Genomic DNA, 26,781 nt, shown 5'->3' with positions numbered 1-26,781 from the left:
TATTGCGGTATGGCCTATACCCGCGCGCGCACCTTCGACCTCGACCTGCTGCGTACCTTCGCGGCCGTGCGCGAGACCGGTGGTTTCACCGCCGCCGCCCGGCAGATGAACAGCACGCAATCGACCGTCTCGATGCAGATCCGCCGGCTGGAGGAGCAGGTCGGCACCACGCTGTTTCAGCGCCTCGGCCGGTCGGTGCAGGCGACGCCGGATGGCGAGCGTCTGGCCCCCTATGCGGGCCAGCTTCTGAGCCTGAACGATCTGGCGTGGAACGACCTGACCAGCGCGGAGTTGTCTGGACGGGTGCGCCTGGGCATCCCAGACGACTTCGCCTTCTACCTGCCGGAGGTGATCCGGGCGTTCCGGGAACAGTATCCGGCGGTGGACCTGCAGGTGACCTGCGATCTTTCGATCACGCTGATGAACCGGCTGGCCGCCGACCAGCTCGATCTCGCGATCGTCACCCGGCATCCGCGCACGCCGGGCGGGCACCTGTTGCGGCGCGAGAAGCTGGTCTGGGTTGCCGCGCCGGATCATCAGCCGGAGCGGCTTGATCCGTTGCCGCTGTCGCTCTTCCCGCGCGATATCTGCGTCTTCCGGGAACGCGCGCTGGATGCGCTGAACGAGGCCGGACGGCCCTGGCAGGTGATCTACACCTCGATGTCGCTGAGCGGACAGCAGGCGATCGTCGGCGCCGGCCTTGCGGTGACCGCCCTGATCCCCAGCATGATTAGCCCGCAACTGCGGCAACTGGGCGAGGACTCCGGCCTCCCGGACCTGCCCAACGTCGAGATCGCTTTGCATCGGCGGTCGGGCCGCCCGTCCGAGGCGGTCAAGCGCCTGTCGGAGATGGTCGAAACCCGGCTTAGCATGCCGGCGTAACCGAACTGGGGTTGCAACCCGACGGTCGCCCCGTGCACAGGAAGGTCCCGCGACCTTCTCCCCAGCCGCCTTAAGCGAGCGCTCTGCCCGTATGGCCCATCTCGTCGTCGACATCTCTGGCCATGGGTTCGGTCATGCCGGGCAGGTGATCCCGGTGGTGCGCGACCTGTTGTCGGCCTGCCCACAGGTGCGGGTGACGCTGCGTACCGCAGTCCCAGGGGAGGTGCTGGCGCGCCATGTCGGACGGGAGCTTCCGGTCGAAGCGCCACCGGCGGACATCGGCATGATCATGACCGGTCCGATGGACGTGGATGCGGAGGCGAGCGCCGCCGCCTATGCCGAACTGCATGCGGACTTTCCGGCCGTGGTCGGCCGGGAGGCGGAACGTCTGGCCGCGCTCGTGCCGGATCTGCTGCTCGCCGACGTGCCCTACAGCTCGATCGCCGCGGCAGCACGGCTCGGCGTGCCGGCGGTGGCGCTGAGTTCGCTCAACTGGCTCGATATCTATCGCGCCTATTGCGCCGACCGTCCGGAGGCCCAGCGGATCGCCGGTGAGATACGGGACGCCTATGCCGCTGCCGAGCTGTTCCTGCAGCCCCAGCCGCACACCCCGATGACGGAGCTGACCCATTTATGCTCGATCCCGCCGATCTGTCGCATCGGGACCGATCGCGGGGCTCTGCTGCGCGCGCGACTGGGCGTGGATACAGGAACCCGTCTGGTTGCGGTCGGCTTTGGCGGACTGCCCGGGGTGGCGGTCGCGGAGTTGCCACGGATCGACGGTGTGCGATGGGTGCAGGTAAATGCACCGCACGACCGTGACGATGTGACAGAACTGAGCGCGACCGGTCTGGATTTCGGCGATCTGGTGGCGTCGGTCGATCTCGTGGTGACCAAAAGCGGCTATGGCACGCTGTGCGAAACCTTGGCGGTCGGGACCCGGCTGTTGATGGTGAGCAGGCCCGACTGGCCGGAAGATGCCGGGATGCGGGCTTGGCTGGAGCGACATGGGACGGCTTCGGTAATTCCCCGTGCGGAAGCGACGGCAGCGGGTCTGGAGCCAGCCGTTCGGAGCCTGCTGGCACGTCCGCGCGGAACCCCGGTGCCACCGGAAGGGCGGCCGCGTGCAGTGTCGACCCTCCGCCACTATCTGGGCGTGTAGCCTCTTTCCCCTGGCGACGGGCTGAATGGCCTATGGCCTTGCAAATCCCTTTTAGGCCGCCGATATGCGCACGCGGGGCCGCGACGGCCTCCGGCAGCGGCGCGCTGAACTTGCCCGAGCGTCGGCGCACCGTTGCTGTTTCGAAAAGCGCACGCCGAACACGTCATCACCGCCGCGCCGTGTTGCGGTATGCACGCCGTTGACGAATCCCTCGCGTCCGTCCGGACGCAGGGCACACCGGTGCAGCGGACCGGACACATGAAACGGGGGCGGCCGGTGTTGCGGGGCAGGAATGCCGTGCGGCAGTCGGCCGGAAAGCGCACGCATGGATTATGCACTGGCGATCGGGGGGCTTGTTCTCCTGTTTCTAGGTGGCGAGAGCCTGATCCGCGGGGCGGTCGGACTGGCGCGCAAGCTGGATGTCTCGCCGCTTTTCACCGGTCTTGTCGTGGTCGGCTTCGGGACCAGCGCGCCCGAGTTCGTTGTCTGTCTGGAAGCCGCGCTGCGCGGTCAGTACGACATTACGATCGGCAACATCGTCGGCTCCAACATCGCCAACCTGATGCTGATCCTGGGCGTTGCCGCCCTGATCCAGCCGATTTTGAGCCGGGCGTCGATCCTGAAGCGCGACGGACTGGCGATGCTGGTGGCCTCGGTGATGCTGGTTGGCCTTGCCTTCCTGGGCGAAATTTCGCGGATCGTGGGCCTGATCCTGCTGGCCATGCTGATCGGCTTCATCGTGGTGTGTTGGGTTTCCGAACGTGCCCAGAAAGGGGAGGACGTCAGCGAGCTGGAGGATGAGATCGAGGATGTCGGCAAGCTGCCCGGGCGTACCTCGGTCGCCTTACTGGCCGTGCTCTCTGGCATCGTGGCGCTGGTGTTCGGCTCCAACATGCTGATCGAGGGGGCGACCGGGATCGCGATTGCCTTCGGTATCCCCCAGGCGGTGATCGGCGTGACGTTGGTGGCGATCGGCACGTCCCTACCGGAGCTGGCCGCGGTGATCGTGGCGGCGATCCGCAATCACGCCGATGTTGCGCTCGGCAACGTGCTCGGCTCCAACGTTTTCAACGTCTTCGGCATGCTGGGCCTGACGGCCGTGATCGAACCGTTGCACATCAGCCGCGCGTTCCTGGACCTCGATATGTGGGTGATGCTGGGCGTGTCCGCCCTGCTGCTGGTCTTCCTGACAACCGGCAACCGCCTGAACCGGGGGGAGAGCCTGCTCCTGCTGGTGGCCTATGCGGCCTATGTCGCCTTCCTGCTCGATCCCGTCGCGCTGCCGGCACCGGCGGCGTGACAACATGACCCTGGAAGCTAAACCGCCCGGCGGCGCGGGAAGCGTTGACTCGCGCGTAGGGGGTCAAATATACGCTAGATAAACGTACTAAGGCAAATTTAACTTTCTTCTCTTGTAGAATGGGCTGGACGGCTTCGAAGCACGCGCCGGCCTGCGTCCTGAAGGAGGACATGCCATGAGTTTGCGCCTAGGAGATACCGCCCCCGATTTTACGGCCGAGACAACCGAGGGCACGATCACCTTCCACGAATGGATCGGCGACAACTGGGCAATCCTGTTCAGCCATCCGAAGGACTTCACCCCGGTGTGCACCACCGAGCTGGGTGAGGTGGCAAAACTCAAGAGCGCGTTCGACCAGCGCAGCGTCAAGCCGATCGGCCTGTCGGTCGACCCGCTCGACTCGCACGAGGCGTGGAACCGCGATATCGAGGAGACTCAGGGGTGCGGCGTCAACTTTCCGATGATCGCGGACCCGGAGCGCAAGGTCGCCGAGCTGTACGACATGATCCATCCCAACGCGGATGCGACGGCGACCGTTCGGACGGTGTTCATCATTGACCCCAATAAGAAGATCCGCCTGTCGCTCACCTATCCGCAGACGGCCGGGCGGAACTTCGAAGAGATCCTGCGCGTGATCGATTCCATGCAGTTGACCGACCGCTACAAGGTGTCGACGCCGGTCAACTGGAAGCACGGCGAGGATGTGATCATCGTGCCGGCGCTCAGCGACGACCAGGCCAAGGAGCTGTTTCCCAAGGGGTTCAAGACGCTCAAGCCCTACCTGCGCTACACCCCCAACCCGGACGCTTGATGTCTGGCGTTTGAACGCGCGACCCTCTACGACGATGACCCTTGCCGACCTGACCCGTCGGGCGATCAGCCGGGCGGGCATCCAATCGCGCGGCCGGCCGGCGCCCGAAGTGGCGCCGCGCCGGTCGTCTTCCGCCGAGCGGGACCCTTTGATGACCGAGAACGGCTACGCCGGTGATGTCTCCCCCGATACCGCGTGGGAAATCCTGCAGGACGACCCGACCGCCAAGCTGATCGACGTGCGTACTCAGCCCGAGATCACTTTCGTCGGCCTGCCCGACCTCGGTCGGCTGGGTAAGGCGGTTGTCACCGTGCCCTGGAAGACTTATCCGGGTATGGTCGCGAATACGCAGTTCGTCGATGAGGTGCGCGCGGCTGGCGTGGAGACCGGGGATACGGTGCTGCTGCTGTGCCGGTCCGGCCAGCGTTCGGCCGCGGCGGCGCAGGCGCTCAGTGCCCAGGGGTTCCAGCGCTGCTATAACGTCGCCGAGGGCTTCGAAGGCGACAAGAATGCCGACGGCCACCGCGCCACGCACAACGGCTGGAAGGTGCGCGGCCTTCCCTGGACACAGGACTGACGATACCCACTCATGGCGCGCGACGAAGACACCCCGAACGACGGCCCGGCCCGGTCCGGCTGTTACCGCCCGCAAACCGAGCTGATCCGCGGCGGTCAAACCCGCAGCCCGTTCAACGAGACGTCGGAGGCGCTGTATCTTACCAGCGGCTACGTCTACAGCTCCGCCGAGGAAGCCGAGGGCGCGTTCACCGGGGAGATGCCACGGTTCGTCTATTCGCGCTACGCCAATCCGACCGTCGCGATGTTCGAGGAGCGCTTGCGCCGCCTGGAGGGCGCGGAGGCCTGCTTTGCCACCGCGACCGGCATGTCGGCGGTGTTCGCGGCGATGATGTGCCAGCTGCGCTCGGGCATGCGGGTGGTCGCCTCGCGGGTGCTGTTCGGCTCCTGCCACTACATCGTCAACGACATCCTGCCGCGCTTCGGCGTCGAGACGGAGTTCGTCGACGGCAGCGACACCGATGCTTGGGCGGCTGCCCTGGAACGTCCGGCGGACATCGTGTTTCTGGAAACGCCGGCGAACCCGACGCTGGAGATCGTCGACCTCGGCGCCGTCTGCGAGATGGCGCACAAGGCTGGCGCCTGCGTGGTGATCGACAACGTTTTTGCCTCCCCCGTCCTGCAGCGCCCGCTCGAGTTCGGCGCGGATGTGGTCGTCTACTCCGCGACCAAGCATATCGACGGTCAGGGGCGCGCGCTGGGCGGTGCGGTGCTCGGCTCCAAGGCGTTCATTGACGAGAAGCTGTTCCCCTTCGCCAAGCACACCGGCCCCAGCATGAGCCCGTTCAACGCTTGGCTGATGCTGAAGGGGTTGGAGACGCTGGACCTGCGTGTCCAACAACAGTGCGACAACGCGCAGACACTGGCCGACTTCCTGGACGGCCGGCCCGGCGTGCGCGCGGTGCGCTATCCGGGCCGGGGCAGTGGGAAGCAGGCAGACCTTGCGCGCGCGCAGATGAAGCGTGGCGGCACGATCGTGGCCCTTGAGGTCGAGCGCGGCAAGGAAGGCGCGTTCGCCGTGCTGAACCGTCTGCAGCTGATCGATATCTCCAATAATCTGGGGGATGCCAAGACGTTGGCGACCCATCCGGCAACCACGACGCACCAGCGCGTATCGGCGGAAACGCGTCGGGAGATCGGGATCGCCGACGGCCTGATCCGCTTCTCGGTCGGGCTGGAAGATGTCGAGGACTTGAAAGACGATCTGGCGCAGGCGCTGGCTGGCGTGCGCTGACGCGGCCTCAGCGCCGGCCGTGCCGGCGTTCCACCAGGGTCTTGTCGACGTACTGGATTAGCACCACGCTGCCATAGAGCAGGCCCGCCAGCGTCAGCAACGCCAAGCTCAGCAGCAGCTTGCCCTGCTCCTGGAACAGCAGCACGAGCAGGGCGATCAGCAGCATCGGCGTGGCCAGGACGATGCCCAGCTTGTGCGCATTGCCGGTATAGAGCCGTCGCATCGTGGTCCCCCTCGATAGATTGCGCTCCCCCGAAACTAACCCTCGACAACCGTTCAACCGGGCGGAAAAAGGCGCGGCCGGACAGGTGCCGGCCGCGCGTCGAGGGTGGTGCAGATACGGCCGATCCCCGCTGGCTATCGCCCGCGCGATATCGGTCGAATCACCTGTCGAGTTGGGGACGCTAGGGGCTCAGGACCAGAGGCTGGGCGCTGTTGTCTTGGACGGGGGAGTGAGCCGTTCGGGCGATTTGCCGAGGCTTAGCCGACCAGCGCGATGGACCCCACATACGAGATCATGGCCGCGCCTCCCAGTCCGACGAGCAGAAGCGCCACAACCGCCAGCCAGTGCGGCTGCTTGGTGGTGGCGGCAGACGACTTACGTTTGGTGTCGGGACGCTGCATGGCGGTGACTTCGCTGCAGGAAGCCGCCTGACGACGGCATGTGCACGGTTGGGATGAGGGCGATGCCCTGGTTATGTCATGTTCGTGTTAAAAGAGTGTTTCCTCCCAGACGTGCAGACGTGGAAAAAAGCGCGCAGTCCGTGTGGAGCAGCATGGCTGGCATGTGCGTTGGACGGGCCAGGAGGATGATGATGCCGATGGCTTAGACAAATTCGTCAGGGTGCATATATCCTGCCCCTGTATCGTCATGCCAACTTGAAGCCAAGAGGTTCCCAATGATTCCCCCACGTATCGTCGCGCTTGCCGCCGCGCTGGCCCTGGCTCTCAGCGCTGGACCGGCGCTCGCGCAGAATGACGGCAGCCAGCAAGCTCAGAACGACCCCAGCGCTCAACAGGGCACTCAACGGATGCCGCGGGGCGGCATGATGGGTCCAGGTATGATGGGCCCGGGCATGATGGGGCCGCGACAGGGCCAGGGCATGTATGGTCCCGGGCCCTATGGCCCTGGTATGCGGGGCCAGGGTATGTACGGCCAGCAGGGGCCCGGCGGCGGTCAAGGCGCTCCTGGATGGGGCATGGGCCCTTGCCAGATGATGGGCCCCGGCGCGTGCATGATGGGTGGTTACGGAATGGGCCCGGGCATGATGCGCAGAGGCATGATGCGCGGCTTTTCTGATTCCGGCCCGACCCTGCAGATCGAAATGCCAGACGGTAGCACCTTCACCTGCAACGCCGGCATGCAGGCCTGCCTACAGGCGTTCGAGCAGGTTCGCCCGGGTGTTGGCGACAGCCAGGGCGAATAGCGTCTCGATCATCGCCGCTCTGAAAATGAAGATGGCGCCGCGTTCGATAGGAACGCGGCGCCATTGTTGTATCCGGCACAGTGCCAACGTACCGGCGCGGTTATTTAGCCTTGGGTTCCTGGATCAGGCCTTTCACCAGCGCATAACAGGCGGCCAGCAGCACCACCGCGAACGGCAGACCGGTTGAGACGGCTGCGGCCTGTAGCGCCTCCAATCCGCCGCCCAAAAGCAGCGCAATCGCCACCAGGCCCTCGAAGACGCACCAGAAGACGCGTTGCGGCGCTGGAGCGTCGACCTTGCCGCCCGCGGTGATGGTGTCGATCACCAGCGAGCCGGAGTCCGAGGACGTCACGAAGAACACGATCACCAGCACGATGCCGATGAACGAACTGATCGCGGCCAGCGGCATCTGCTCCAGCATGGTGAACAGCTTGAGCTCCAGATCGGCATCCGCGATTTCGGTGACGCCGGCGGTGACGAAGCTGATCGCCGTGCCGCCGAAGGCGGTCATCCACAGGACCGAGACGAGCGACGGCACCAGTAGGACGCAGAAGATAAATTCCCGCACGGTGCGGCCACGGCTGACCCGGGCGATGAACATGCCGACGAACGGCGACCAGGAAATCCACCAGGCCCAATAGAACGAGGTCCAGCCTTGCGAGAAGCTGGCGTCCTCACGGGCGAACGGCATCGACAGCGCCGGCAGATATTCGCCGTAGGCCATCAGGTTCTCAACGAAGCCGCTGAGGATCATCAGAGTCGGTCCGAGCAGGATCACGAACAGCAGTAGCAAGAACGCGAACACCATATTGATCTCGGACAGGCGTTTCACGCCCGCTTCCACGCCGGCGACGACGGACAGCAGCGCCACGCCTGTGATCGCACTAATCAGTACGACCTTCGACACGTCGGAGACCGGGAGGCCGAACACATGCTCCAGGCCCGCGTTCGCCTGCTCCGCCCCGAAACCGAGCGAGCAGGCCAGACCGAACAGGGTCGCGAACACCGCGACGGTGTCGATGATGTGCCCGGTCCAGCCCCACACCCGCTCGCCGAAGATCGGGTGGAAGATCGAGCGCATCGACAGCGGCAGGCCCTTGTTATAGGCGAACAGCGCCAGGGACAGCGCAACCACCGCATAGATCGCCCAGGGATGCAGGCCCCAATGGAAGATCGTTGCGGCCATGCCCAGGCGCCGCGCTTCCTCCGGGTTGCCGGCCGCGCCGGCAAGCGGTGCCGAACTGTCCGCAGAACCGGCACCTGACGCGACGGATTCACTAAAGTGGGTGATCGGTTCGGAGACGCCAAAGAACATCAGGCCGATGCCCATGCCTGCGGCGAACAGCATGGCGAACCAGCCCGGATAGGAGAACTCTGGCTTTGCCTCGGTGCCGCCGATCCGCACCTTGCCGAGCGGTGAGATCAGGAGGCCCAGGCAGACCAGCACGAAGATGTTGCCGGCCAACAGGAAGAACCAGTCGAAGGTCGAGGTCACAGCCGGCCTGAGCCAGCCGAAGAAGGTTGCAGCCTGTTCCGGCAGGGCGAGGGCGTAAAACACGAACGCGCAGATGGCCAGACCGGAGATCATGAAGACGGGGTTGTGGATGTCGAGGCCGAATGGCCCGATCTGTGTCTGGATATTGTCCTGACCGACCACATGATCGGTCTGGACGACGGCGGCGTCCCCATCCGGGGTGAGCGCATCGTCGCTCATGAGGCCTCCTTGTTCGTTCTTTTGCGTTATTTTTGTTTGATGCTCTGTCGGCCCGCAGGGGCATCGACGGTACGGGCGATCGGGTCAGCGGACGATGAACACCGATACGTCGGCGTGCAGGGCCAGCTTGCCGGCGTTGGATTCGAATACGTGTTCGCGCACACCCGGGATATGCGAGGCCATGACGACGAGATCGCAGCCGTTGTCGTGGGCGGCCATAATCAGCTTTTTCGATAAGTCGGCGACCGGATCCGGGTCGACGATGGTATGCGATTCCGCGCTATGCAGGCCCAGCTTCTCGCTCTCCGACTGCGCGAATGCTTCCAGCTTCTGGGCGAACTCCTCCGGTGTGTGGGCTACCGAACCGGGGGCTGTGGCGGTTACGGCGGTGTAGCAGACGGGGATACCGTACTGCTTGGACAGATCCGCCGCCGTGGTGAGGGCCTTTTCCAGCTTTTCGGTGTGCGCCAGATCCACCGGGATCATGATCTTCTTGTACATGACAATCCCCTTATTTCCGGCGGGGTTTTTGGCATTATTGGCGAAGCCTGGAGATTAGCACGGTCGCAGTTAAACTGGAAGAAATTGCATGCGCCTGGAGATGAAAAGGTCTCTCTGTTTTAAGAAATGCTGAGAGATACCCTCATACCGGAGTGGTAACGCAAGTTATATTGATGTGCTATTGGAATGCCTGGAACGCGGCAATGCTCTTCTTGCCGCAATGCACAATCTTCTGGCGTGATCGTGGCTGGCGGTAGGGCTCAGCCGCGGGTGTGCACGTCCGCAGGCGGCATCCGGCCTTCCTCGACGGCATGGCAACGTACTTGGCCACCCCCGGGGATGTCGTGGGCCATTGGGACTTCGCGCTGGCAGCGGTCGCCGTCGGCGAACGGGCAGCGGGGGTGGAAGTGGCATCCTGCGGGCGGGTGAATCGGGCTCGGCACCTCGCCGCCGACGGGCGTGCGCGCGCGGCCGCTCATCTCCAGATCCGGGATCGCCTCCAGCAGCATCCGGGTATAGGGATGCTGCGGGCGGGTGAACAGCTCGTGCGCGGGCGCCCACTCGACCAGCCGGCCGAGGTACATCACCCCGACGTAGTCGGAGATATGGTAGACCACCGCCAGGTCGTGACTGATGAACAGGTAGGTCAGGCCCAGTTCGCGCTGTAGCCGTTTCATCAGGTTCAGAATCTGCGCCTGCACCGAAACGTCGAGCGCGCTGGTCGGCTCGTCGCACACCAGGAATTCCGGCTCGCTCGCCAACGCCCGGGCGATCGAGATGCGCTGGCGCTGCCCGCCGGAGAACTCGTGGGCGAACTTGTCGCCGTCTTGAGCGGACAGGCCGACCAGTTCCAAAAGCTCCCCGACACGGCGTTTGATCGCGGCTTCGCCGTTGGCCAGGCCGTGGACCCGGATCGGCTCGGCGATGATGGTGCGCACCCGCCAGCGTGGATTCAGGCTGGCGTACGGATCCTGGAAGATCATCGCCCAGCGCCGGCGCAGGGGGGCCATCTGCTTGCGGCTGCGGATGCTTGCTAGATCGGTGCCGTCGAACGTGACCGACCCCTGGGTCGGGCGGTACAGCCCGACCACCACGCGCGCCACCGTCGACTTGCCGGAACCGGATTCCCCGACCAGCGAGAAGGTGGTGCCGCGTGGGATGTCGAAGCCGACGTCGTCGATCGCCTGCACGAACGCCTGCGGCTGTCCCTGCAGCAGGCGGTTCAGCAAGGGCGGCGAGACATCGAACCGCTTGGCCAGATCGCGGACCTGGAGCACGGGGCGCTCAGCCACGTCGACCTCCCGCGGCGTCGGCCGCTTCGGGCGCATGCAGCCAGCAGGCGGCCTTGCTGTCGCCCACCGGCAGCAACTCTGGACGCTCCTGTGTGCAGCGGTCGAACGCCTGGGGACAACGGGGGTGGAAGGCGCAGCCCGACGGGATCTGCGACAGGCGCGGCATGCTGCCCGTGATTTGCACCAGATCCTCCGTGCGTCCGCCGATCTTCGGGATCGCGCCCATCAGGCCCTCGGTATAGGGATGCTTGGCGTTCTGTACGACCTCGCGTACCGGGCCGACCTCGACGATCCGGCCGGCATACATCACCGCCACGCGGTCGGCCGTTTCCGCGATCACGCCCATATCGTGGGTGATCAGCATGACGCTGGTGCCGTGGTCGCGGCACAAGCGCTTCAGGAGCTGGATGATCTGCGCCTGGATTGAGACGTCGAGCGCGGTGGTCGGCTCGTCGGCGATCACCAGCTTGGGCTCCGCGCTCAGCGCCAGGGCAATGACCACGCGCTGGCGCATGCCGCCGGAGAAGTGGTGCGGGTACTGGTCGATCCGCTGTTCGGGGGCGGGGATGCCGACCTCGTTCAACAGCTCGATCGCGCGACGTCGGGCCTGGGCTTCCGACAGGTCGGTGTGGGTGCGGATCGTCTCGGTCAGGTGGAAGCCGACGGTATAGAGCGGGTTCAGCGAGGTCAGCGGGTCCTGGAAGATCATGCCGATCTTGTCGCCCCGAATCCGGCGCATCTGCTCGTGCGGCAGGTTGTCGATCCGCTGCCCCTCCAGGTGGACGCTGCCGCCGGAAATCCGTCCCGGTGGCTCAAGAAGACCGATCACGGCCGTGCCGGTCATCGACTTGCCGGCCCCGGACTCGCCGACCACGCCCAGCACCTCGCCTTCGGCGATCTGGAAAGAGATGTCGTCGACCGCCCGCAGCGTACCGCGGCGGCCGGGAAATTCGACGGTCAGGTTGTCGACCTGGAGGACGGGCGATGCCATGGAAAACGCCTATCGCAGCTTGGGGTTCAGGGCGTCGCGCAGCCAGTCGCCCAGCAGGTTGACCGCCAGCACCAGGATCGCCAGCGCCGCCCCGGGGAACATCGAGATCCACCATTCACCGGAGAACAGGAAGTCGTTGCCCACCCGGATCATGGTGCCGAGCGAGGGCTGCGTCGGCGGCACGCCCACGCCGAGGAAGGACAGGGTCGCTTCGGTGATGATGGCGAGCGCGAGCGAGATCGTCGCGATCACCAGCACCGGGCCCAGAACGTTCGGCAGCACGTGGCGCATCACGATCAGTGCCGGGTGCACGCCGATCACGCGGGCGGCCTGAACGTACTCCTTGTTCTTTTCGACCAGGCAGGAGCCGCGCACCGTACGCGCGTACTGCACCCAGAAGGACAGGCCGATCGAGACGATGATCACCGCGAAGGCCAGGTTGCCTTCCCCCTGGCCACCCAGGACGCCTCGGGTCACGCCGTCGATTAGGAGTGCGATCAGGATCGCCGGGAACGACAGCTGCACCTCCGCCACGCGCATGATCAGCGCATCCGCCGTGCCGCCCAGATAGCCCGCGATCAGCCCCAGCGTGACGCCGATCGCCGCGGCCAGCAGGACTGCCGCGAAGCCGACCAGCAGGGAAGCGCGCGCGCCATAGATGATGGTGGAGAGGATGCCGCGGCCCTGGTCGTCGGTGCCAAGCGGGAAGCGCGCGTCGCCGCCCTCCATCCACATCGGAGGCAGGAAGGAATCCATCAGCGAGATGTTCGTCAGGTCGTACGGGTCGTGCGGTGCGATCCAGGGGGCGAACAGCGCGGCCAGGAAGAAGATGGCCGTGATCGCCGCCGCCAGCATGGTGATCTTCGACTGCCGGAAGGAGTAGGCGACGTCGCTGTCCAATGCCCGGGCGAGCGCACCGGTGAGGCCCGGGCGGTGGATGAGATCAGATTTGTTGCTTGCGGCCATCGTCTAGTGCCCCGCGCTGGTCGACCGGTCGACGCGCAGGCGCGGATCGACGGCGTAATACAGCAGGTCGACGATCAGGTTGATCAGCACGAAGAAGAAGGCGATCAGGATCAGGTAGGCGGCCATGATCGGGATGTCGACGTTCTGGATCGCCTGCAAGAACAACAGGCCCATGCCCGGCCACTGGAACACCGTTTCGGTGATGATGGCGAAGGCGATGATCGAGCCGAGCTGCAGGCCGGTGATCGTGATTACGGGGACGAGCGTGTTCTTCAGCGCGTGGCCGAAATGCACCGCCCGGTCGCTCAAGCCGCGGGCGCGCGCGAACTTGATGTAGTCCGTGCGCAGCACCTCCAGCATTTCCGAGCGGACCAGACGCATGATCAGCGTCATCTGGAACAGGCCCAGCGTGATCGCCGGCATGATCGCGGCCTTCCAGCCGTTGGCGGTGAGCAGACCCGTGGTCCAGATTCCGAGGTCGACCGTTTCGCCGCGGCCGAACGAGGGCAGCCAGCCGAGCCAGACCGAGAAGACGAAGATCATCAGGATGCCGATCAGGAAGGTCGGCAGCGAAATGCCGATCAGCGAGACCGTGAGGAACACCTTGGACAGCCAGGCATCCCGTCTGAGCGCGGTATAGACCCCCATCGGGATGCCGCAGGCGAGCGCGAACACCGCTGACAGGAAGGCGAGTTCCAGCGTTGCCGGCAGGCGGTCGGCGAACAACGCCGAGACTGGCTTCTTCTGCTGGTAGCTGACGCCGAAGTCGAAGCGCGCGGCGTCCGCGACGAAACGGCCGAATTGCACCAGCATGGGATCGTTCAGCCCCAGACGCTCGCGCAGCGCTTCGCGCTCCTCGGAACTGGTCTCGACGCCGACCATCTGATTGATCGGGTCGCCGATGTAGCGGAACATCGAGAAGGCAAGCAGGGCGACCACCAGCATCACCACGATGGACTGCAGCAGTCGCCGGATGATGAAGGCGATCACAGTTGTTGCCTACGGCGGGCTGGAAGCATCAACAAATGGGGTCTCTCGGATGGGGTGTCGACAGCGGGCCGGTGAGATAAACGGTGGGCACCCCTGGGCGCCAAGCGTCAACAGGGGTGCCCGAATCCCGGTGATGGCAGCCTACTGCATATTGACGTAGTAGAGCAGCATCTTGTTGTCGGGCGATTGTTTCACGTCGACGTCGCTCGCCGCGCCCCAGGCCAGGTACTGCTGGTGCAGGGGGATGTAACCCCAGTCCTTCTCGAGGATGCGGAACCCCTCGGCGATCAGTTCGTTGCGCTTGGCCTCGTCGGTTTCCACGAGGATCTGCTCCGCCAGCGCGTCGATCTTCGGGTTGCAGTAGCCCCCGTAGTTGAACTTGGCCTGGGTTGGGGTCTTGTCACGATCCAGGCACATGATGAGATTGGCGTAGACGTTGTAGCTGTCCAGGCTGGAGGGGGTCCACCCCAGCAGGTAGAAGCTGGTGTCGTAAGCCAGCACCTTGGCGAAGTACTGCGCCTTCGGCTGGGCGTTCAGGTCGACGTCCACGCCCACCTTGGCCAGCATCGCGACCACCGCCTGACAGATCGCTTCGTCGTTGACGTAGCGGTTGTTCGGGCAATCCATGGCGACCTGGAATCCGTCGGGATAGCCGGCGTCGGCCAGCAGTTGCTGGCTCTTCTCCGGGTCGTAGCTGGGCCGCTCGAATTGATCCGATAGGGCGAACAGGAACGGCGAGATCATCAGCGCCGATGGGTCCGACTGGCCGCGCATGATCTTCTGCTTGATCGCGCGGATGTCGATCGCGCGGTAGACCGCCTCGCGCACCCGCACGTCCTTGAACGGGTTCTTGCCTTCGACGTTGGAGTACAGCAACTCGTCGCGCATCTGATCCATGCCAAGGAAGATCGTGCGCAACTCAGGCCCGGTCAGCGCTTCGGTCTGCGGGTTGGCGTCGACCCGGCGCAGGTCCTGTACCGGGATCGGGTAGGCCATGTCGACCTCGCCCGACAGCAAGGCGGCCACGCGCGTGGAATCCTGGGAAATCGGCGTGAACACCACCCGGTCCAGATTGTGCTGTGGGGTGTCCCACCAATCCTCGTTGCGCACCAGGACGGTCTCGACGTCGGTTTCCCGGCTCTCAACCTTGAACGGACCGGTGCCATTGGCGTGGAAGGCCGCGTAGTTGTCGGCATCCGTGGTGATGTCGGTGGGATGCGTGGCGTCGTGCACCTCGGCCCACTCCTTGTCCATGATGAACACGTCCTGCCATTCGTAATGCAGGATCGGGTTCGGCTGGGCCGTCTTGAAGTCGACCGTGTAGTCGTCGACCTTGATGACCTCGGTGTTGGGCGCGATCTTGCTGCCCATGTCCGAGCCGTCCATCTGGATGCGCTTGAAGGTGAACACCACATCGTCGGCGTTGAAGGTGTTGCCGTTGTGGAAGGTCACGCCTTCGCGCAGATGAAATCGCCAGTGCGTGGGGCTGAGCATTTCCCACTCGGTCGCCAGCGCCGGCTCGATGTTGAGCTCGGTATCGCGACGGATCAGCCCTTCGTAGATGTTCGCATGGAAGCCGATCGTGAAGGTCTCGTTGAGCGCATGCGGATCCAGCGATTGCGCGTCGCCCTGGAAAGCGTAGCGGAAAGTCTTGGCCTGGATCGGCCCAGCTAGTGCGAGGCTCGCCGTGACGACCAGTGCCGCCGCGACCCCTGTTCGAAATTTGTTCACCTGTGGTCTCCCGACATTGAGCAAGGCTGTGCCCTGCTAGTCCCTGTATGCAGTCCATTGTCAGTCGGCACCGAACCGGGGCTTCGTCCGCCCGGCGGCATCACGCTGTTATTATTCCCGACCGGAATGTCCGGCCCCCTGTCGTTGCGGGCTCGATCTGTGTCGAGGGTATTGCGCCACGGTATGCGAGGCTGTGGTGCAAGACAAGCGAGCCTCGAAACCAACCATCTCTTGAAAACCAGCAGCCCCCTGGCTGTCTCGGCATAAGCGTTCGTTTTTTGCAAATGTTTAAATGTTTTAAGAAAAAAACTCTGTTCAGAAGGTAGCGTCTTTCGCTTATGTCTGAGAGTCAGCTATAGAGAAGACGTGCGCCGTGCCGGCTTGCAATTAGCTGGATTGGGGGTGGTTTGAGTTCGGTCGCGTTCGAAGAGATGCCGGCGTCGCGCCTACCCGATCCGGTGCTGACTCGCCTTTACCGTTACTGGGATGCTTTGCGCGAGGCGCGCGCGGGGCCGACGCGCCCTGAGGTCGATCCGATCGACATGCCGCGCGAAGTCCTGCCGGATCTGATGCTGACCGAAGTCGTGCTGGCGGATGGCACGCGGCGTTATCGCTACCGCATCGTGGGGTCGCGGATCGCCGAACAGGCCGGGGCGGATCCGACGCGACAATTCCTCGACGAGGCTTTACCGCGTGAGTTTGGTTACCTCGATTATATCCTCGGGCTTTACGACGCGCTGGTGGATATCGTCCGGCCGCTCTATTCGCGCAGCAGCTATGTCACCGCCGATACCAGCTCTTCCCCGGAGCGGGAAACGCATCGCCTGATGCTCCCGATTGTGGCGGCGGAGGGAGCGGTGACCCACGTCCTGGCGGCCCAGGTGTTCCATGTACAGCGTGGCGTAACGCAGAAACCGTTCCTATCACCGGACGGGGTCAGCTACGGCGAAACGGTGCTCGTCACACCAGACTAGCCAAGCCGCGCGAACGAACGTCCTCAGTAATCCCAGTGGAACTGCACGCCGACGCTGCTGCTGCCGGTAACGCCCGCCGCGCTCTCCATCTTGATATGCTCGGTCACGTCGACTTCGACCTTCACCTGGGAGGAGGTTGCGTTGGCGCCCTGTTCGACGCCGACGAAGACATCTTCCGTAACGTATTTGCCGGCTTCCACCGTCGGACCGGTGTCGGCGTCGCCACCGAGCTGCAGGACGTCCACGCCGACGAAGTTGCGCAGCCGGTCGATCACTCCAGGCCCGCCGCCGCCAAGCGAGAGCTCCGCCACCGCCGCGGCCAGCTGCGCGCTTTCCGCCGGCCCCAGTTCGCCCGGCGACTTACCGAACAGCAGGCGCGAGAGTACCTGCTCCTGCGGCAGTTCGGGCACCGAGCTCAGCTCGAAAGTGGGGTTCGAAGCGTTACCGGACACCCGGACGATCGCAGTCAGCTCCTCGCTTTCGTTGACGGCGCGGATATCCAGCCGGGGGTTGATCTCCCGCCCACCGCTGAAGGCGACCTGACCGTTTTCCAGATTGAAGGTCTTGTTGAGCAGGGAGACCCGTCCGCGTACGGCCTCCAACTGCCCGCGCACGATCGGCGCGGTCGCCGTGCCTTTGACCACCAGATTGCCACGCCACTCGCTGTCCAGACCGTTGCCACGGACGAAGGTCTGTCCTGGGATGTCGATGGCGATGTCCAGTTCGGTGCGGCTCGCCTTTTGCGGGTCGGATGCCGGTTGTCCGGACTCGGCGGCTTTCTGTTCGGCCGCGCGGCGCTCGCGCAGCTCCTGTTCGCTTACGACCTTAAGGTCGGCGACTTCCGGCGGCAGGTTGTTGGGGATGCGCGCCTCGGCCTGGTTCACCGTCACCGTGCCGGCGACCAGCATGTCCTGTAGGCTGCCGCTCACCTCCATGTCGACGTCGGCATCCGCGACCAGGAAATCCAGGCGCGCCAGTTTGGCGCTCTTGGCATCGATCTTGATGTCGACCTGCGATGGGGTCCCGGGCTGCGGCATATCCACGCCGCCGGTTATGTCCAGCGTGCCGGTGCCGCCGTCCTTGGCGGTGAAACGGGCGATCTCGACCCGCTGGTCGTCTGCCTGGATGAGCGCCTGCATCTCGGTCAGCAGCGTGCCCGTGTCCAGGTTTTCGTATCGACCGTCCTCCAGCTTCGCTTCGCCGGACAGGTCCGGCTTGTCCAGTGTGCCAGCGACCCGGAAATCCAGGTCGGCATGCCCGGTCAGGCGATGGCCGGTGGCCGGGACCAATGGCATCAATGGGGCGATCTCGCCGGCCCAGGCGATCCGGCCGCTGATCTCGTCGTTTTGCCGCAGCCCGGCTGCGAAGCCTGAGGCAAGGTTAAGGTCGACCGGCAGGTTGGCGGTCAGCTGCAAGGGGCTGTCGCCCAGACCCGTGACCCGGCCGTTGGCGATCAACTGGCGGGCTTCGTCCAGCCGCAGGTCGACCCGCGCGTTGAGCGGCGGCAGGTCGGTGCCCTCGCTGCCGACATCCTCCAGCGTCAGGTTGACCGCCCCGGTTGGCCCGCTGGGAGGCCCGGAGAGTTGTGCCTGGGCGTTCAGCCGGCCGCTCAACTGCGGCTCGGCCAGCACGAGCGCGGTGTAGGAGAGCGGCACCTGGTCGGCGTCCAGCGTGAGTTCGACTTGGTCGGTGCCGCGCCGGGCGTCGAGCATGATCCGTCCATCGCCGATGTTGAGTGCCAGATCCTGCAGCGCGATCTCCTGGCCCTGCAGGCGCAGTCGGGCGGTGCGGGCCAGCGCGAGGGTGCGCTCGCCGACTTCGAGGCGCAGCTGGCCGAGCGAGATCACCCGCGCCGGGCCGTCTTCGGCCAGATTGCCGGCGAGCGAGATCGCGATCGGTTTGTCCAGCGTGTTCTGACCACGCCCTTCGCCTTCGGCTGTGACGTCCAGGTCGCGCTGTGTGCCGCGCGCGGTGACGGTCAGCCGGTCCATCTCGACCGGGCCGGCCGCGGCGCGCAGCAGGTCGACCGTGATGTTGGCGTTCGGACTTGCGAAGGCGTTTGCGACCGTCCCGTCCAGTTGCACGCGTTCCACCGACGGGCCGTCATCGGGCAGGGCCACGTCGCGCAGATCGCCGCCGAGCGCGACCTGCTGTCCGCCGCTGCCGTCCGGGCCCAGTGTGACGGTCAGGTCGGCGGCCGCAGCCGCTTCCAGACCTGCAACCCTAGACAGTAGCGGGCGCAGCTGGTCGCTTCGAACGGCGAACTGACCATCCAGCGCGCCGCCGGCGAGCGGCACCTGCAACTGCTGTCCCTGGACGTTGAGACCGGGCACCTGAGCCCGGATCGCCGAGAGGTTGAGCGAGTCACCGGCGAGCGCGAATGCCGTCTCCGCATCGACCGCGCCGGCGGGACCGTCCGTCGTGTCCAGCTGCACTCTGCCCTGGGGGCCGCTCGCCAGGGTTTGCACATCCGCCTTGACTGTCGCGGTGCCCAGCCGTTGGCTGGCCACGACAGCCTCGCTCAGCCGCAGATCGGCGCGCACGCCCGGATCGGACAGCGCACCGTCCAGGTGTGCGCTCAGCGTCGCCGCGCCGGCCAGAGGCACGTTGAGGGCGGGCTGCAGTACGCCGGCGTCCGGGACTTCGGCGGTGAAGTCGCCTTGCAGGCTGGCAAAATCGCCGGGCAGGGCGAGTTGTCCCTGGATGCGTGCGTTCGGGCTGTCGACCGACAGGTTCGACAGGGTCAGCGCGCCATCCTCAGCCAGGCGCAGGTCGGTTGCCAGTTGCACGCGATCCTGTAGCAGGGCGTTCAGGATCGGAATGCCGGCGGCGAACTGCTGCAGGTCGCCGGTCACCGTTCCGTCGACCAGCGGTCCGTCGCCCCCGAAAACGGCATGGCCGCTCAGGGTACCCGCACCCTGAAGGCCGATTGGCACGATCGGACCCAGCTGATCGAGCGTGGCGAGCTGCAGGTTGAACGCGGCGTCGCCGCTGGTCGTGGCCAGGTCGGCGCTGCCGTCCGCGCTCAGTTGCAAGTCGCGCAGCGCTGCGGTCACACTGGCCTGGTGCAGCGTCATCCCGTCCAGGTCCAGTAGGCCGCGCATCCGCGCATGTACCGGGTGGCCGTCGTAGTGCGACAGCGCGTCGAGGGCGAAGCGGCCCTGCGCACCGGTGACCTCGACCTCCGCCTGGCCCTGCATGAGCGACTCTGCGGGGGTGTAGCGCAGGTCGACCGTGACGTCGCGGGCGCCCGCGTCGGGCACGCCAGCGCTCTCGGCCTGCGCGCTCACGTGCAGCTTGGGCGTGGCGACGGGGCCTTGGGCGGTAACGCGTGCGGTGAGGCCGCTGACCTCGGCCGGTGCGGCGAGGGCGTTGAGCGGGGCCGCGTCGGTCACCTGCAGGTCGATCGCGGCGTCGAGCGATGTCCCGTCCGCAGCCAGGCCACCGGCCAGATCGGCCGTGAGCGTCGAACTCTGAACCTGCCCCCGTTCGATCGTGAGGCCGGAGTCTCCCTTGCGGGCCAGCGCGAGGTCGAAACGCACCGGTCCCCCGGCAAGCCGCGCCAGGTCGCCGGTCAGATAGCCGGGCGCCTCGGCCTCGCCTTGCAGCGCCAAGCGATTGAAGGTGTCGAACTGGATCTCGGTCTGGAGCCGGGCGGCGTCGCCCACCCGGGCGTCGAGCTGACCACGCCAGGCATTGATCGGGCCGTCACCGGTGAGGGCAAGTGTTGCCCCCGCACCGTCGGGCAGGTCGGCCAGTTGCGCGATCAGGCCACCCGGTGGGGCGTCGAGCCGCAGTTCGAGCGCGAGTGCGCGGGTGTCACGGGCGTAGCCGGCATCCAGGCGCAGCGTTTCGGATGGCCCGCCCAGGCGGTCGACCGACAAGTTCGTGGTCAAGCGGCCGCCTTGCGGTGCGGCGGCCTGTCCGTCGACCCTGAACGCCGCCGCGGTGCCGGCGACCGCCTCGCCGATCTCCAGCCGGTCGACGCTCAGACGGTCCAGCCGCACGGCGACCGGTAGGCTCGGCACCTCGAAGGGATCGGATTGGGAGGCTTCCGGTTGCGGTTCCTCCGGTGGGCCGCCGGCTGGCAGGTGGTCGAGGGCGATCCGTTTCGCCGTCACCGCCTGCAGCTCCAGCCGGCCAGACAAGAGCGCCAAAGGTGACCAACTGAGTCGCGCGTCCTCCAGAGTCAGCCAGGCCCCGTTCTCGTCGCGCAGCACCAACCGGCCCAGCCGCGCGTTCTGGGGCAGGGGGCCTTGCAAGCCGGACACGGTTGCGGGCGCGCCCGGCGCGGACAGCGCGCTTTCCAGCGTGGCTGTGATCCAGGCCTGGCCGCGCTCGGTGTTGGCTGCGCCCCACAGGGCGAGCACGGCCACGAGCAGCACGGCGAGCAGGCTGACCAGCGTCCAGCCGGCGATTTTCAGCGGACGGCGCAGTCGCATCGTCTAGAATGCCTGACCCAGCGAAATGTAGATCTCGAAGTCGTTGTCGTTGTCGCGCTTGTTGAGCGGTACGGCGACATCAAAGCGCACCGGCCCGATCGCGGTGTAGTAGCGCAGACCCAGTCCAGCGCCATAGCGCAGCGGTTCATCGACACTAAAGTCAGGGTAAACCGTGTCATAAACTTGACCGGCATCGAGGAACGGTACGATCCCGATCGAGTCCGTGATCTTGATCCGCAGTTCCAGCCCCAGTTCAACCAGCGAGCGCCCACCCAGCGGGTCGTCGTCTTCGTCTAGCGGGCCGACCTCCTCGTACGGGAAGCCGCGGACCGATCCGCCGCCACCGGCGTAGAAGCGCTTGGACGCCGGCACCTGCTCGGTCTCCGCGCCAACCAGCGTGCCCACGCGCGCCCGACCGGCCAGAACGAACCTGTCTTCCTCGTCGAAGGAATAGTAGGTGGAGCCGCCCAGGCTGGTCTTGGCGAACGGCTGAAATGCCTCGACCGTCGACAGGTAGGGCGTGAAATCGAGCGACAGGCGGCTGCCTTCGGTTGGGTTCAGCGGATTGTCGCGGCTGTCGCGGATCAAGGACGAGGGCACGCCGTACAGAATGAACTCGCGCGTGCCTTCGTTGTCGGTGGTTTGCAGTGCCTCGATCGAGCCGCCCAATTGGCCGGTCCAGAGGTCGTTGAACTCCCGCTCGACCGCCAGGCCGGTTTCCGCCGCGTATTCCTCGAAGCTGTCGCTGTCCTTGTGACGGAGTTCGAAGTTGGCGAGCAGATCCTGGTCGTCGCGGTTCCAGCGCGGCTTGCGCCCCGTGGTGGTGAAGCTCTGCTCGACCAAGCCCGCATCTAGTTCCAGGCGCAGGTCCTCGTCTTGGCCCAGATAGTTGCGGTGTTCCCAGAACGCCGTGCCCGACGGGCCGATCGAGGTGGAGTAACGGGCGCCGAAGCCGATCGAGCGGTGCGCGCGTTCCTCGAGGGTCATTTGAATGGGTGTTTGGCCGTCCGGGGCCGCATCGCCGCGATCGATCTGAATGGAATCGAACAGGCCGGTCTCGAGCAACTCCCCGCGCATCTCCTCGATCTTGCGCTGGTCGAAGGTTTCGCCCGTTTGCCAGGTGCGGTAACTGCGCACGTATTTTGGCTCGACCGTCTTCAGCCCGCTTAGCTGGACCTCGCCGAATTCGGTATAGGGGCCGGGGTCGACCTGCCAGTCCACCCGCATCGTGGTCGCGGAGCGATCGATTACGGCTTGGCGGTCACGCACGTTGGCGTCCGGATAGCCGTGGTTCTCCAGTTGGGTCAGCAGCCGCCGTTCGGCCGCCTGAATCTCCGGTGCCCGGGCGCGCATGCCAAGATCGAGGCCGATTTGCTCGGCCGTGCGTGGGATGCCGGCACGGCTTTCGGGGATGGCGGGCGCGTAGCTGATGTTGACGCGTGCGAGTAGGTAGACCGTCCCGGGATCCACCGTGAAGCGGACCTGTAAGGGCCCACCAGCCCTGGTTCCCGGCGCGGCCGTGTCGCCTGTCGCGTCGTCGGGGGGGGCTTGGCTGGTGTTCGCTGCGTTCGCTTCCGGAGCCACGATCTCGAAGCTGACCTTGGCGTCATAGAAGCCTTCGGAACGCAGCGCTTGTTGGAAGCGCTCGACGTCATCGCGCGCGCGTCGGCGCACACCCGCTTCCGTTGTCGGCGGCTCGTCCTGCAACCCGATCAGTCGGCTGGAATCGCGCAGCAGCGTCTCCAGATCCGCTTCCCCCGGCGCGAAGCCGTCGATCGTGACCTCGTAGTTGACGCTGGTCTCGGCTTCCGGGCTCGACTCGTCGGGCGCGCCGTTCTCGGACGGTGGCCAGGGGGCCTGTCCATCGCCCCCCTGCGCATAGCTGGCGGGACTGCTTGGCAGAAGCAGCAGGAGAAAAGCCAGCGCGGACAGGACGCCCTGACGGAAAAAGCGCGGACGGCGGGTCGCCGGAGAGGGATGCGTGATCTTCAAGCCATTTTCGGCTCCGTCCTGCCCGCGCCGGAGCGGTGGCAGGGACGAGCTACCATCTTGAACGGGCCAGGGGGCAGGGCCGGCGGGCCCATGCGCGAAGCCCCACAATTAGCAACGCAATCGCAGGCGTGCCAGGGCACACCCCCTTTATCTCGGGGGCACTAACCGGAAGATCACGAACAGGTCAGAAGCGCCGGCACGCCGAAGCGATGGGTCAGGTCGCCAGCGCGCCTTCGCGGTTGGGGGTGGCGTTCGGGGTGTTCATCTCGCTCTCGCGCGTCTTCAACCGGTTGCGTGCGCGGAACAGGCGCGATTTGACGGTGCCCACCGCGACGTTGAGCACCTGGGCGACCTCCTCGTAGCTGAACCCCTCCACCCCGATGAGCAGCAGGATTTGCTGATCGCTTTCGGGCAGGCCGCGGAAAGCCCGGCGGAAGTCGCGCAGGTGCATCGCGCGGGGCTGCTCTGCCCCGGTCTGCACATTGTCCAGCCAGTCGTCGATCGGCACGTGGACGCCCCGCCGGTTCTGCCGGCGCAGCGTATCGCAATGCAGGTTGTGCAGAATGGTAAATAGCCAGGTGCGCAGGTTGGTTCCGGGTTGGAACTGCGCAAAGCGGGAGATTCCACGTTCCAGGCAGTCCTGGACCAGATCGTCGGCCCAGTCGCCGTCGCGAACCAAAGCGCGGGCGTAGCGACGAAGGGCAGGGATGTGCTCCTCGATCGCCAAGGCGTCTTGTGGCGTCAGGTGTTCGTTGGGCACCAGCGACCTCCCTCGCGCCTGTCCGCGGCCCTCTATCGGGCCTCGGGGGTGGCGTCAGGGTCCTAGTCAACATGGAACCGGCCAGTGTTTCCTTAACCTATGGTGCTACTGGTGGTCTTTTCTGAATCACACAGGTTAATAGCGGGTCTTTTCATTTATTCATTTGGATTATGAGGCTCGCTTCTTTTTTCTTCATAAGTTAATTTTTGCCCGGGTGGCGTAGGGCTATAGGACGCGGCGCCGGGGCCCGAACGCTGCCGACGCGCCGCTATGAAGCGAGGAAAGATGACCGGGCTGTCCTCTCACGGGACGCACGACCGCGACCCAGACGACCGCGACGTTCAAGCCGAGATCGCCCAACTGATGATGGACCCTGCCACCCACGGTGGGCAGTCGGTCAGCCGGATCGATACCCACGCCTCGATGGTGTTTCTGGCAGGCGACCGGGCGTTCAAGCTGAAGCGGGCGGTGACCTACCCCTATCTCGACTTCGCCACCTTGGCGAAGCGCCAGGAGGCGGTCGCCACGGAACTGCGCCTGAACCGGCGCACCGCACCGGAGCTATATATGGGCGCCCGGCCAGTGATCCGGGGGACGGGCGGCACGTTCATGCTCGGGGCGCTGCAGCCAGACGGCCCGGACCCGGATGCGGTGGCGGGCGTACTGGTGGACTGGCTGGTGGAGCTTGCCCGGTTCGACGAGGCCGGGCTGCTGGACCGGGTGGCGGACGCGGGGGCGCTCGACGCCGAAACCGTCGATCGGCTGGCCGATGCGGTGGCCGATTTGCACGCCTGTGCGGAACCGGCTCTTGAGCAGGGCGGTGCCGACGCCCTTGCCCTGGTGATCGACGAGAATGCCGAGCAGTTCGCCCAGGCGCCCGATCTGTTTCCGTCTGAGGCGGTCGAGCAGCTGACCGGGCGGACGCGCGCGGCGCTCTCGACGGTGCGGGATCTGATGGATCGTCGCGGGCGGGACGGCTGTGTGCGGCGCTGCCACGGTGACTTGCACCTTGGCAACGTCGTGCTGATCGATGGCCGGCCGACCCTGTTCGATGCGATCGAATTCAACCGTCAGATCGCCGAGATCGACACGCTGTTCGATCTCGCCTTCCTGGTGATGGACCTGGACCGCCGTGGGCTGGGCTGGGCCGCTAACCGGCTGCTCAACCGCTACTACCGCGGGCGTGACGACCTGGACGCGCTGGCCGCCCTGCCGCTGTGCCTCAGCCTGCGCGCGGGCATTCGCGCGCACGTCGCCGCGTCCGCCCGGGCAACGCAGCCGGACGCGGACGCACGCGCCGCCAAGGAGCGGGAGGCCCGGACGCTGTTCGACGCGGCGCAAAATTACCTCGCCCCCGCGCCAGCGCGCCTGATCGCGGTCGGCGGGGTGTCCGGCAGCGGCAAGACCACGGTCGCCCGGCGGATCGCGCCTGAAATCGGCCGGGCACCGGGGGCTTTGGTCGTGCGTTCCGATGTTGAGCGTAAGCGGTTGTTCGGCGTCGCCGAAACCGAGCACCTGCCCGAGCGCGCCTACCAGGGCAAGGTAAATGCCCAGGTCTATCAGGCGATGTTCGATCGCGCGGCCGCGGCCCTGAAAGCCGGGCAAAGTGCGGTCGTCGAGGCGACCTTCCTAGACCGCTCGAGCCGCGCGGCCGCGCGCAAAACAGCGGAAGCTCTTGGCCTTGCGTTCCAGGGAGTCTGGCTGAGCGCTCCGGAAGACACGCTGAAGGCCCGGGTGGACGCGCGGACCGGCGACGCCTCGGATGCCACCTCGCGGGTGGTGGAAGGCCAGTTGACCCGCGCGCCCAAGGGCGAGATTGCCTGGCCGCGCGTCGATGCGGCCGGCACGCCAGAGGCAGTCGGGGCGCGGGTGCTGGAGCTTCTGGCGGCGGGGTAACGCCGACGTGCCCGCTGAATGCGGGCGCGTCTTGGAACCGCTGCGCCTGCCGCCAAATGCCTAGGTATCGAAGGTGATCAGGTCCTTATAGGCGTGCCAGGTGGCGTGGCCGATGATCGGCATGGTGACGGCGAGGCCGATATAGCCGGCCATCAGGCCGCCGGCGGCGAACAGCACGATCAGGGCGGCCCAGATCGCCATCGGTGCCAGGTTGACGCGGACCGATTGGACGCTGGCCGCGACCGCGGTGGCGACGTTGACCGACGGCTTGTCCAGTAGCATCGGGATCGACACGGCGGAGATCGCGAAGACGAGCGCCGCCAGCACCGCGCCCGTGCCGACACCGACGATCAGGAAGGGCACGGATTCCGGCTGGAAAAACACCTCGGCGACGAAGTTGTCCAGCATCGGCGGACGGAACGAGAAGAACAGCGCGAAAATCAGCGTCGCCAGCCGGATCCAGGCGAGCAGAAAGATCATTAGCGCCACGCCCATCAGCGCGATCTGGCTGGTGTTACGGAAGATTGCGGTTGCGGCGTGATTCAGCGTCGGCGTCTCGCTCGCGTCCAGGCGGCGGCTGATCTCATACAGGCCGACGGCGACGAGCGGCCCCATCAGCATGAAGCCCGCGGAAAACGGCAGCACCAGATAGAACCAGTTCAGGAACCAAAGAGCGCCCAGCAGCACGAAGCCGACGATGGCGAAGAACAGGCCGTAGGTGACGGAAACGCGGGGGGCCTTGCGCAGGTCGGCCCAGCCGCGGCTTAGCCAGGTCCACGGCTGGTCGATCTCGATCTTGTTGATGCGCGGCGCCGGCCCGGCGAGCACGGGCACTGTGTGTGTCATCGTGGTCATCACTCCCCAACCTTTCTTTATTGAGGGCTCCGGCCGCCTGTTGCGTCGAACCGGTGTCCCCACGGCCCGTGGACGGACCGTCGTTTGCTCGACACCACCCTTTCATCCCGTGATATGGTGCGGCAGGCTGACGCACCCTGTCCAGGGGTTTGGGGGTGGTCCGCGTTGACGAATCGGGGGAGCGTGCGCGCCAGTGGTGTCGGGGGACATTTGTCCGGCGCGTACGATCGAGCCGGTAACGCGTTATCAAGACCCCTTGATCCACATCAATGTTGGGGCCGCGCG

22 protein-coding genes are annotated in these 26,781 nt (G+C 65.8%); 9 read left to right on the top strand and 13 right to left on the bottom strand.

Annotated features, from left to right (window positions below; genetic code table 11):
* Window positions 1-9: 9 nt before the first annotated feature.
* The 6 genes from RHOSA_RS0116975 to metZ all read left to right on the top strand — a co-directional run bounded on the left by RHOSA_RS0116975 (window position 10) and on the right by metZ (window position 5,965).
* Window positions 10-882, top strand: a complete 873-nt coding sequence (locus tag RHOSA_RS0116975; protein WP_027289621.1) for a LysR substrate-binding domain-containing protein — start codon at window positions 10-12, stop codon at window positions 880-882.
* Between the two features lie 91 nt (window positions 883-973).
* The gene (locus RHOSA_RS0116970) at window positions 974-2,044 is read left to right on the top strand and encodes a glycosyltransferase (RefSeq protein ID WP_027289620.1); all 1,071 of its coding nucleotides are present in this window, start codon (window positions 974-976) and stop codon (window positions 2,042-2,044) included.
* A 325-nt stretch (window positions 2,045-2,369) separates the two neighbouring features.
* A complete protein-coding gene (locus RHOSA_RS23175) occupies window positions 2,370-3,344 on the top strand; it encodes a calcium/sodium antiporter (RefSeq protein ID WP_051432253.1) in 975 nt (324 codons plus the stop codon).
* 175 nt (window positions 3,345-3,519) lie between these two features.
* Window positions 3,520-4,155 (top strand): peroxiredoxin, encoded by a 636-nt coding sequence (locus tag RHOSA_RS0116960; protein WP_027289619.1) that lies wholly within the window; start codon window positions 3,520-3,522, stop codon window positions 4,153-4,155.
* Between the two features lie 34 nt (window positions 4,156-4,189).
* A complete protein-coding gene (locus RHOSA_RS0116955) occupies window positions 4,190-4,732 on the top strand; it encodes a rhodanese-like domain-containing protein (RefSeq protein WP_242468858.1) in 543 nt (180 codons plus the stop codon).
* 12 nt (window positions 4,733-4,744) lie between these two features.
* Window positions 4,745-5,965 carry an O-succinylhomoserine sulfhydrylase gene (metZ, locus tag RHOSA_RS23170; protein ID WP_037256550.1) on the top strand — a complete coding sequence of 407 codons (1,221 nt, stop codon included), beginning with the start codon at window positions 4,745-4,747 and terminating at the stop codon, window positions 5,963-5,965.
* Between the two features lie 7 nt (window positions 5,966-5,972).
* On the opposite strand, the gene RHOSA_RS0116945 is transcribed toward metZ, so the two are convergent.
* Together RHOSA_RS0116945 and RHOSA_RS25245 are read right to left on the bottom strand one after the other, a co-directional pair.
* On the bottom strand, window positions 5,973-6,188 hold the full coding sequence (locus RHOSA_RS0116945) for a hypothetical protein (RefSeq protein WP_027289617.1): 216 nt from the start codon (window positions 6,186-6,188) through the stop codon (window positions 5,973-5,975).
* A 257-nt stretch (window positions 6,189-6,445) separates the two neighbouring features.
* Complete coding sequence (locus RHOSA_RS25245) at window positions 6,446-6,589, bottom strand: hypothetical protein (protein WP_156092790.1); 144 nt, start codon at window positions 6,587-6,589, stop codon at window positions 6,446-6,448.
* Window positions 6,590-6,864: 275 nt separating this feature from the next.
* On the opposite strand from RHOSA_RS25245, the gene RHOSA_RS23165 reads away from it, so the two are divergent.
* Entirely contained in the window at window positions 6,865-7,392 is a 528-nt protein-coding gene (locus RHOSA_RS23165; protein ID WP_051432252.1) for a hypothetical protein, read from the top strand.
* Window positions 7,393-7,492: 100 nt separating this feature from the next.
* On the opposite strand, the gene RHOSA_RS0116930 is transcribed toward RHOSA_RS23165, so the two are convergent.
* From RHOSA_RS0116930 to RHOSA_RS0116900, 7 genes are all read right to left on the bottom strand, one after another.
* Entirely contained in the window at window positions 7,493-9,106 is a 1,614-nt protein-coding gene (locus RHOSA_RS0116930; protein ID WP_027289616.1) for a BCCT family transporter, read from the bottom strand.
* 84 nt (window positions 9,107-9,190) lie between these two features.
* Window positions 9,191-9,607, bottom strand: a complete 417-nt coding sequence (locus RHOSA_RS0116925; protein ID WP_027289615.1) for a universal stress protein — start codon at window positions 9,605-9,607, stop codon at window positions 9,191-9,193.
* A 260-nt stretch (window positions 9,608-9,867) separates the two neighbouring features.
* The gene (locus tag RHOSA_RS23160) at window positions 9,868-10,899 is read right to left on the bottom strand and encodes an ABC transporter ATP-binding protein (protein WP_037258838.1); all 1,032 of its coding nucleotides are present in this window, start codon (window positions 10,897-10,899) and stop codon (window positions 9,868-9,870) included.
* A complete protein-coding gene (locus RHOSA_RS0116915; RefSeq protein WP_027289614.1) occupies window positions 10,892-11,890 on the bottom strand; it encodes an ABC transporter ATP-binding protein in 999 nt (332 codons plus the stop codon). The genes RHOSA_RS23160 and RHOSA_RS0116915 overlap by 8 nt, the downstream gene beginning before the upstream one ends.
* Before the next feature lie 9 nt (window positions 11,891-11,899).
* On the bottom strand, window positions 11,900-12,856 hold the full coding sequence (locus tag RHOSA_RS0116910; RefSeq protein ID WP_027289613.1) for an ABC transporter permease: 957 nt from the start codon (window positions 12,854-12,856) through the stop codon (window positions 11,900-11,902).
* A gap of 3 nt (window positions 12,857-12,859) precedes the next feature.
* Entirely contained in the window at window positions 12,860-13,846 is a 987-nt protein-coding gene (locus RHOSA_RS0116905) for an ABC transporter permease (RefSeq protein WP_027289612.1), read from the bottom strand.
* Between the two features lie 141 nt (window positions 13,847-13,987).
* On the bottom strand, window positions 13,988-15,577 hold the full coding sequence (locus RHOSA_RS0116900) for an ABC transporter substrate-binding protein (RefSeq protein WP_027289611.1): 1,590 nt from the start codon (window positions 15,575-15,577) through the stop codon (window positions 13,988-13,990).
* A gap of 407 nt (window positions 15,578-15,984) precedes the next feature.
* On the opposite strand from RHOSA_RS0116900, the gene RHOSA_RS0116895 reads away from it, so the two are divergent.
* The gene (locus tag RHOSA_RS0116895; protein ID WP_027289610.1) at window positions 15,985-16,551 is read left to right on the top strand and encodes a PAS domain-containing protein; all 567 of its coding nucleotides are present in this window, start codon (window positions 15,985-15,987) and stop codon (window positions 16,549-16,551) included.
* A gap of 23 nt (window positions 16,552-16,574) precedes the next feature.
* On the opposite strand, the gene RHOSA_RS0116890 is transcribed toward RHOSA_RS0116895, so the two are convergent.
* The 3 genes from RHOSA_RS0116890 to RHOSA_RS23150 all read right to left on the bottom strand — a co-directional run bounded on the left by RHOSA_RS0116890 (window position 16,575) and on the right by RHOSA_RS23150 (window position 23,745).
* Window positions 16,575-20,993, bottom strand: coding sequence for a translocation/assembly module TamB domain-containing protein (locus tag RHOSA_RS0116890; RefSeq protein ID WP_027289609.1), 4,419 nt, complete (start codon window positions 20,991-20,993; stop codon window positions 16,575-16,577).
* A gap of 3 nt (window positions 20,994-20,996) precedes the next feature.
* Entirely contained in the window at window positions 20,997-22,985 is a 1,989-nt protein-coding gene (locus RHOSA_RS23155; protein WP_051432250.1) for an autotransporter assembly complex protein TamA, read from the bottom strand.
* A gap of 214 nt (window positions 22,986-23,199) precedes the next feature.
* The gene (locus RHOSA_RS23150; protein WP_244880663.1) at window positions 23,200-23,745 is read right to left on the bottom strand and encodes a sigma-70 family RNA polymerase sigma factor; all 546 of its coding nucleotides are present in this window, start codon (window positions 23,743-23,745) and stop codon (window positions 23,200-23,202) included.
* A gap of 285 nt (window positions 23,746-24,030) precedes the next feature.
* Between RHOSA_RS23150 and RHOSA_RS0116875 the strand changes: the two genes are divergently transcribed.
* Window positions 24,031-25,641, top strand: a complete 1,611-nt coding sequence (locus RHOSA_RS0116875) for a bifunctional aminoglycoside phosphotransferase/ATP-binding protein (protein ID WP_027289608.1) — start codon at window positions 24,031-24,033, stop codon at window positions 25,639-25,641.
* A gap of 60 nt (window positions 25,642-25,701) precedes the next feature.
* On the opposite strand, the gene RHOSA_RS0116870 is transcribed toward RHOSA_RS0116875, so the two are convergent.
* A complete protein-coding gene (locus RHOSA_RS0116870) occupies window positions 25,702-26,487 on the bottom strand; it encodes a DUF2189 domain-containing protein (RefSeq protein WP_027289607.1) in 786 nt (261 codons plus the stop codon).
* Window positions 26,488-26,781 lie beyond the last annotated feature (294 nt).

Source organism: Rhodovibrio salinarum DSM 9154, assembly GCF_000515255.1.
Classification (GTDB): Bacteria; Pseudomonadota; Alphaproteobacteria; order Kiloniellales; family Rhodovibrionaceae; genus Rhodovibrio; species Rhodovibrio salinarum.
The sequence above is the reverse complement of the archived record's forward strand: the minus strand, read 5'-3'. Positions and strand labels throughout refer to the sequence as shown.

What these genes read in the sequence shown, in the direction of transcription:
- RHOSA_RS0116975 (WP_027289621.1), top strand. Translation starts at nt 10, where the DNA reads ATGGCCTATACCCGCGCGCGCACCTTCGACCTCGACCTGCTGCGTACC.
- RHOSA_RS0116970 (WP_027289620.1), top strand. Translation starts at nt 974, where the DNA reads ATGGCCCATCTCGTCGTCGACATCTCTGGCCATGGGTTCGGTCATGCC.
- RHOSA_RS23175 (WP_051432253.1), top strand. Translation starts at nt 2,370, where the DNA reads ATGGATTATGCACTGGCGATCGGGGGGCTTGTTCTCCTGTTTCTAGGT.
- RHOSA_RS0116960 (WP_027289619.1), top strand. Translation starts at nt 3,520, where the DNA reads ATGAGTTTGCGCCTAGGAGATACCGCCCCCGATTTTACGGCCGAGACA.
- RHOSA_RS0116955 (WP_242468858.1), top strand. Translation starts at nt 4,190, where the DNA reads ATGACCCTTGCCGACCTGACCCGTCGGGCGATCAGCCGGGCGGGCATC.
- metZ (WP_037256550.1), top strand. Translation starts at nt 4,745, where the DNA reads ATGGCGCGCGACGAAGACACCCCGAACGACGGCCCGGCCCGGTCCGGC.
- RHOSA_RS0116945 (WP_027289617.1), bottom strand. Translation starts at nt 6,188, where the DNA reads ATGCGACGGCTCTATACCGGCAATGCGCACAAGCTGGGCATCGTCCTG.
- RHOSA_RS25245 (WP_156092790.1), bottom strand. Translation starts at nt 6,589, where the DNA reads ATGCAGCGTCCCGACACCAAACGTAAGTCGTCTGCCGCCACCACCAAG.
- RHOSA_RS23165 (WP_051432252.1), top strand. Translation starts at nt 6,865, where the DNA reads ATGATTCCCCCACGTATCGTCGCGCTTGCCGCCGCGCTGGCCCTGGCT.
- RHOSA_RS0116930 (WP_027289616.1), bottom strand. Translation starts at nt 9,106, where the DNA reads ATGAGCGACGATGCGCTCACCCCGGATGGGGACGCCGCCGTCGTCCAG.
- RHOSA_RS0116925 (WP_027289615.1), bottom strand. Translation starts at nt 9,607, where the DNA reads ATGTACAAGAAGATCATGATCCCGGTGGATCTGGCGCACACCGAAAAG.
- RHOSA_RS0116915 (WP_027289614.1), bottom strand. Translation starts at nt 11,890, where the DNA reads ATGGCATCGCCCGTCCTCCAGGTCGACAACCTGACCGTCGAATTTCCC.
- RHOSA_RS0116910 (WP_027289613.1), bottom strand. Translation starts at nt 12,856, where the DNA reads ATGGCCGCAAGCAACAAATCTGATCTCATCCACCGCCCGGGCCTCACC.
- RHOSA_RS0116890 (WP_027289609.1), bottom strand. Translation starts at nt 20,993, where the DNA reads ATGCGACTGCGCCGTCCGCTGAAAATCGCCGGCTGGACGCTGGTCAGC.
- RHOSA_RS0116875 (WP_027289608.1), top strand. Translation starts at nt 24,031, where the DNA reads ATGACCGGGCTGTCCTCTCACGGGACGCACGACCGCGACCCAGACGAC.
- RHOSA_RS0116870 (WP_027289607.1), bottom strand. Translation starts at nt 26,487, where the DNA reads ATGACACACACAGTGCCCGTGCTCGCCGGGCCGGCGCCGCGCATCAAC.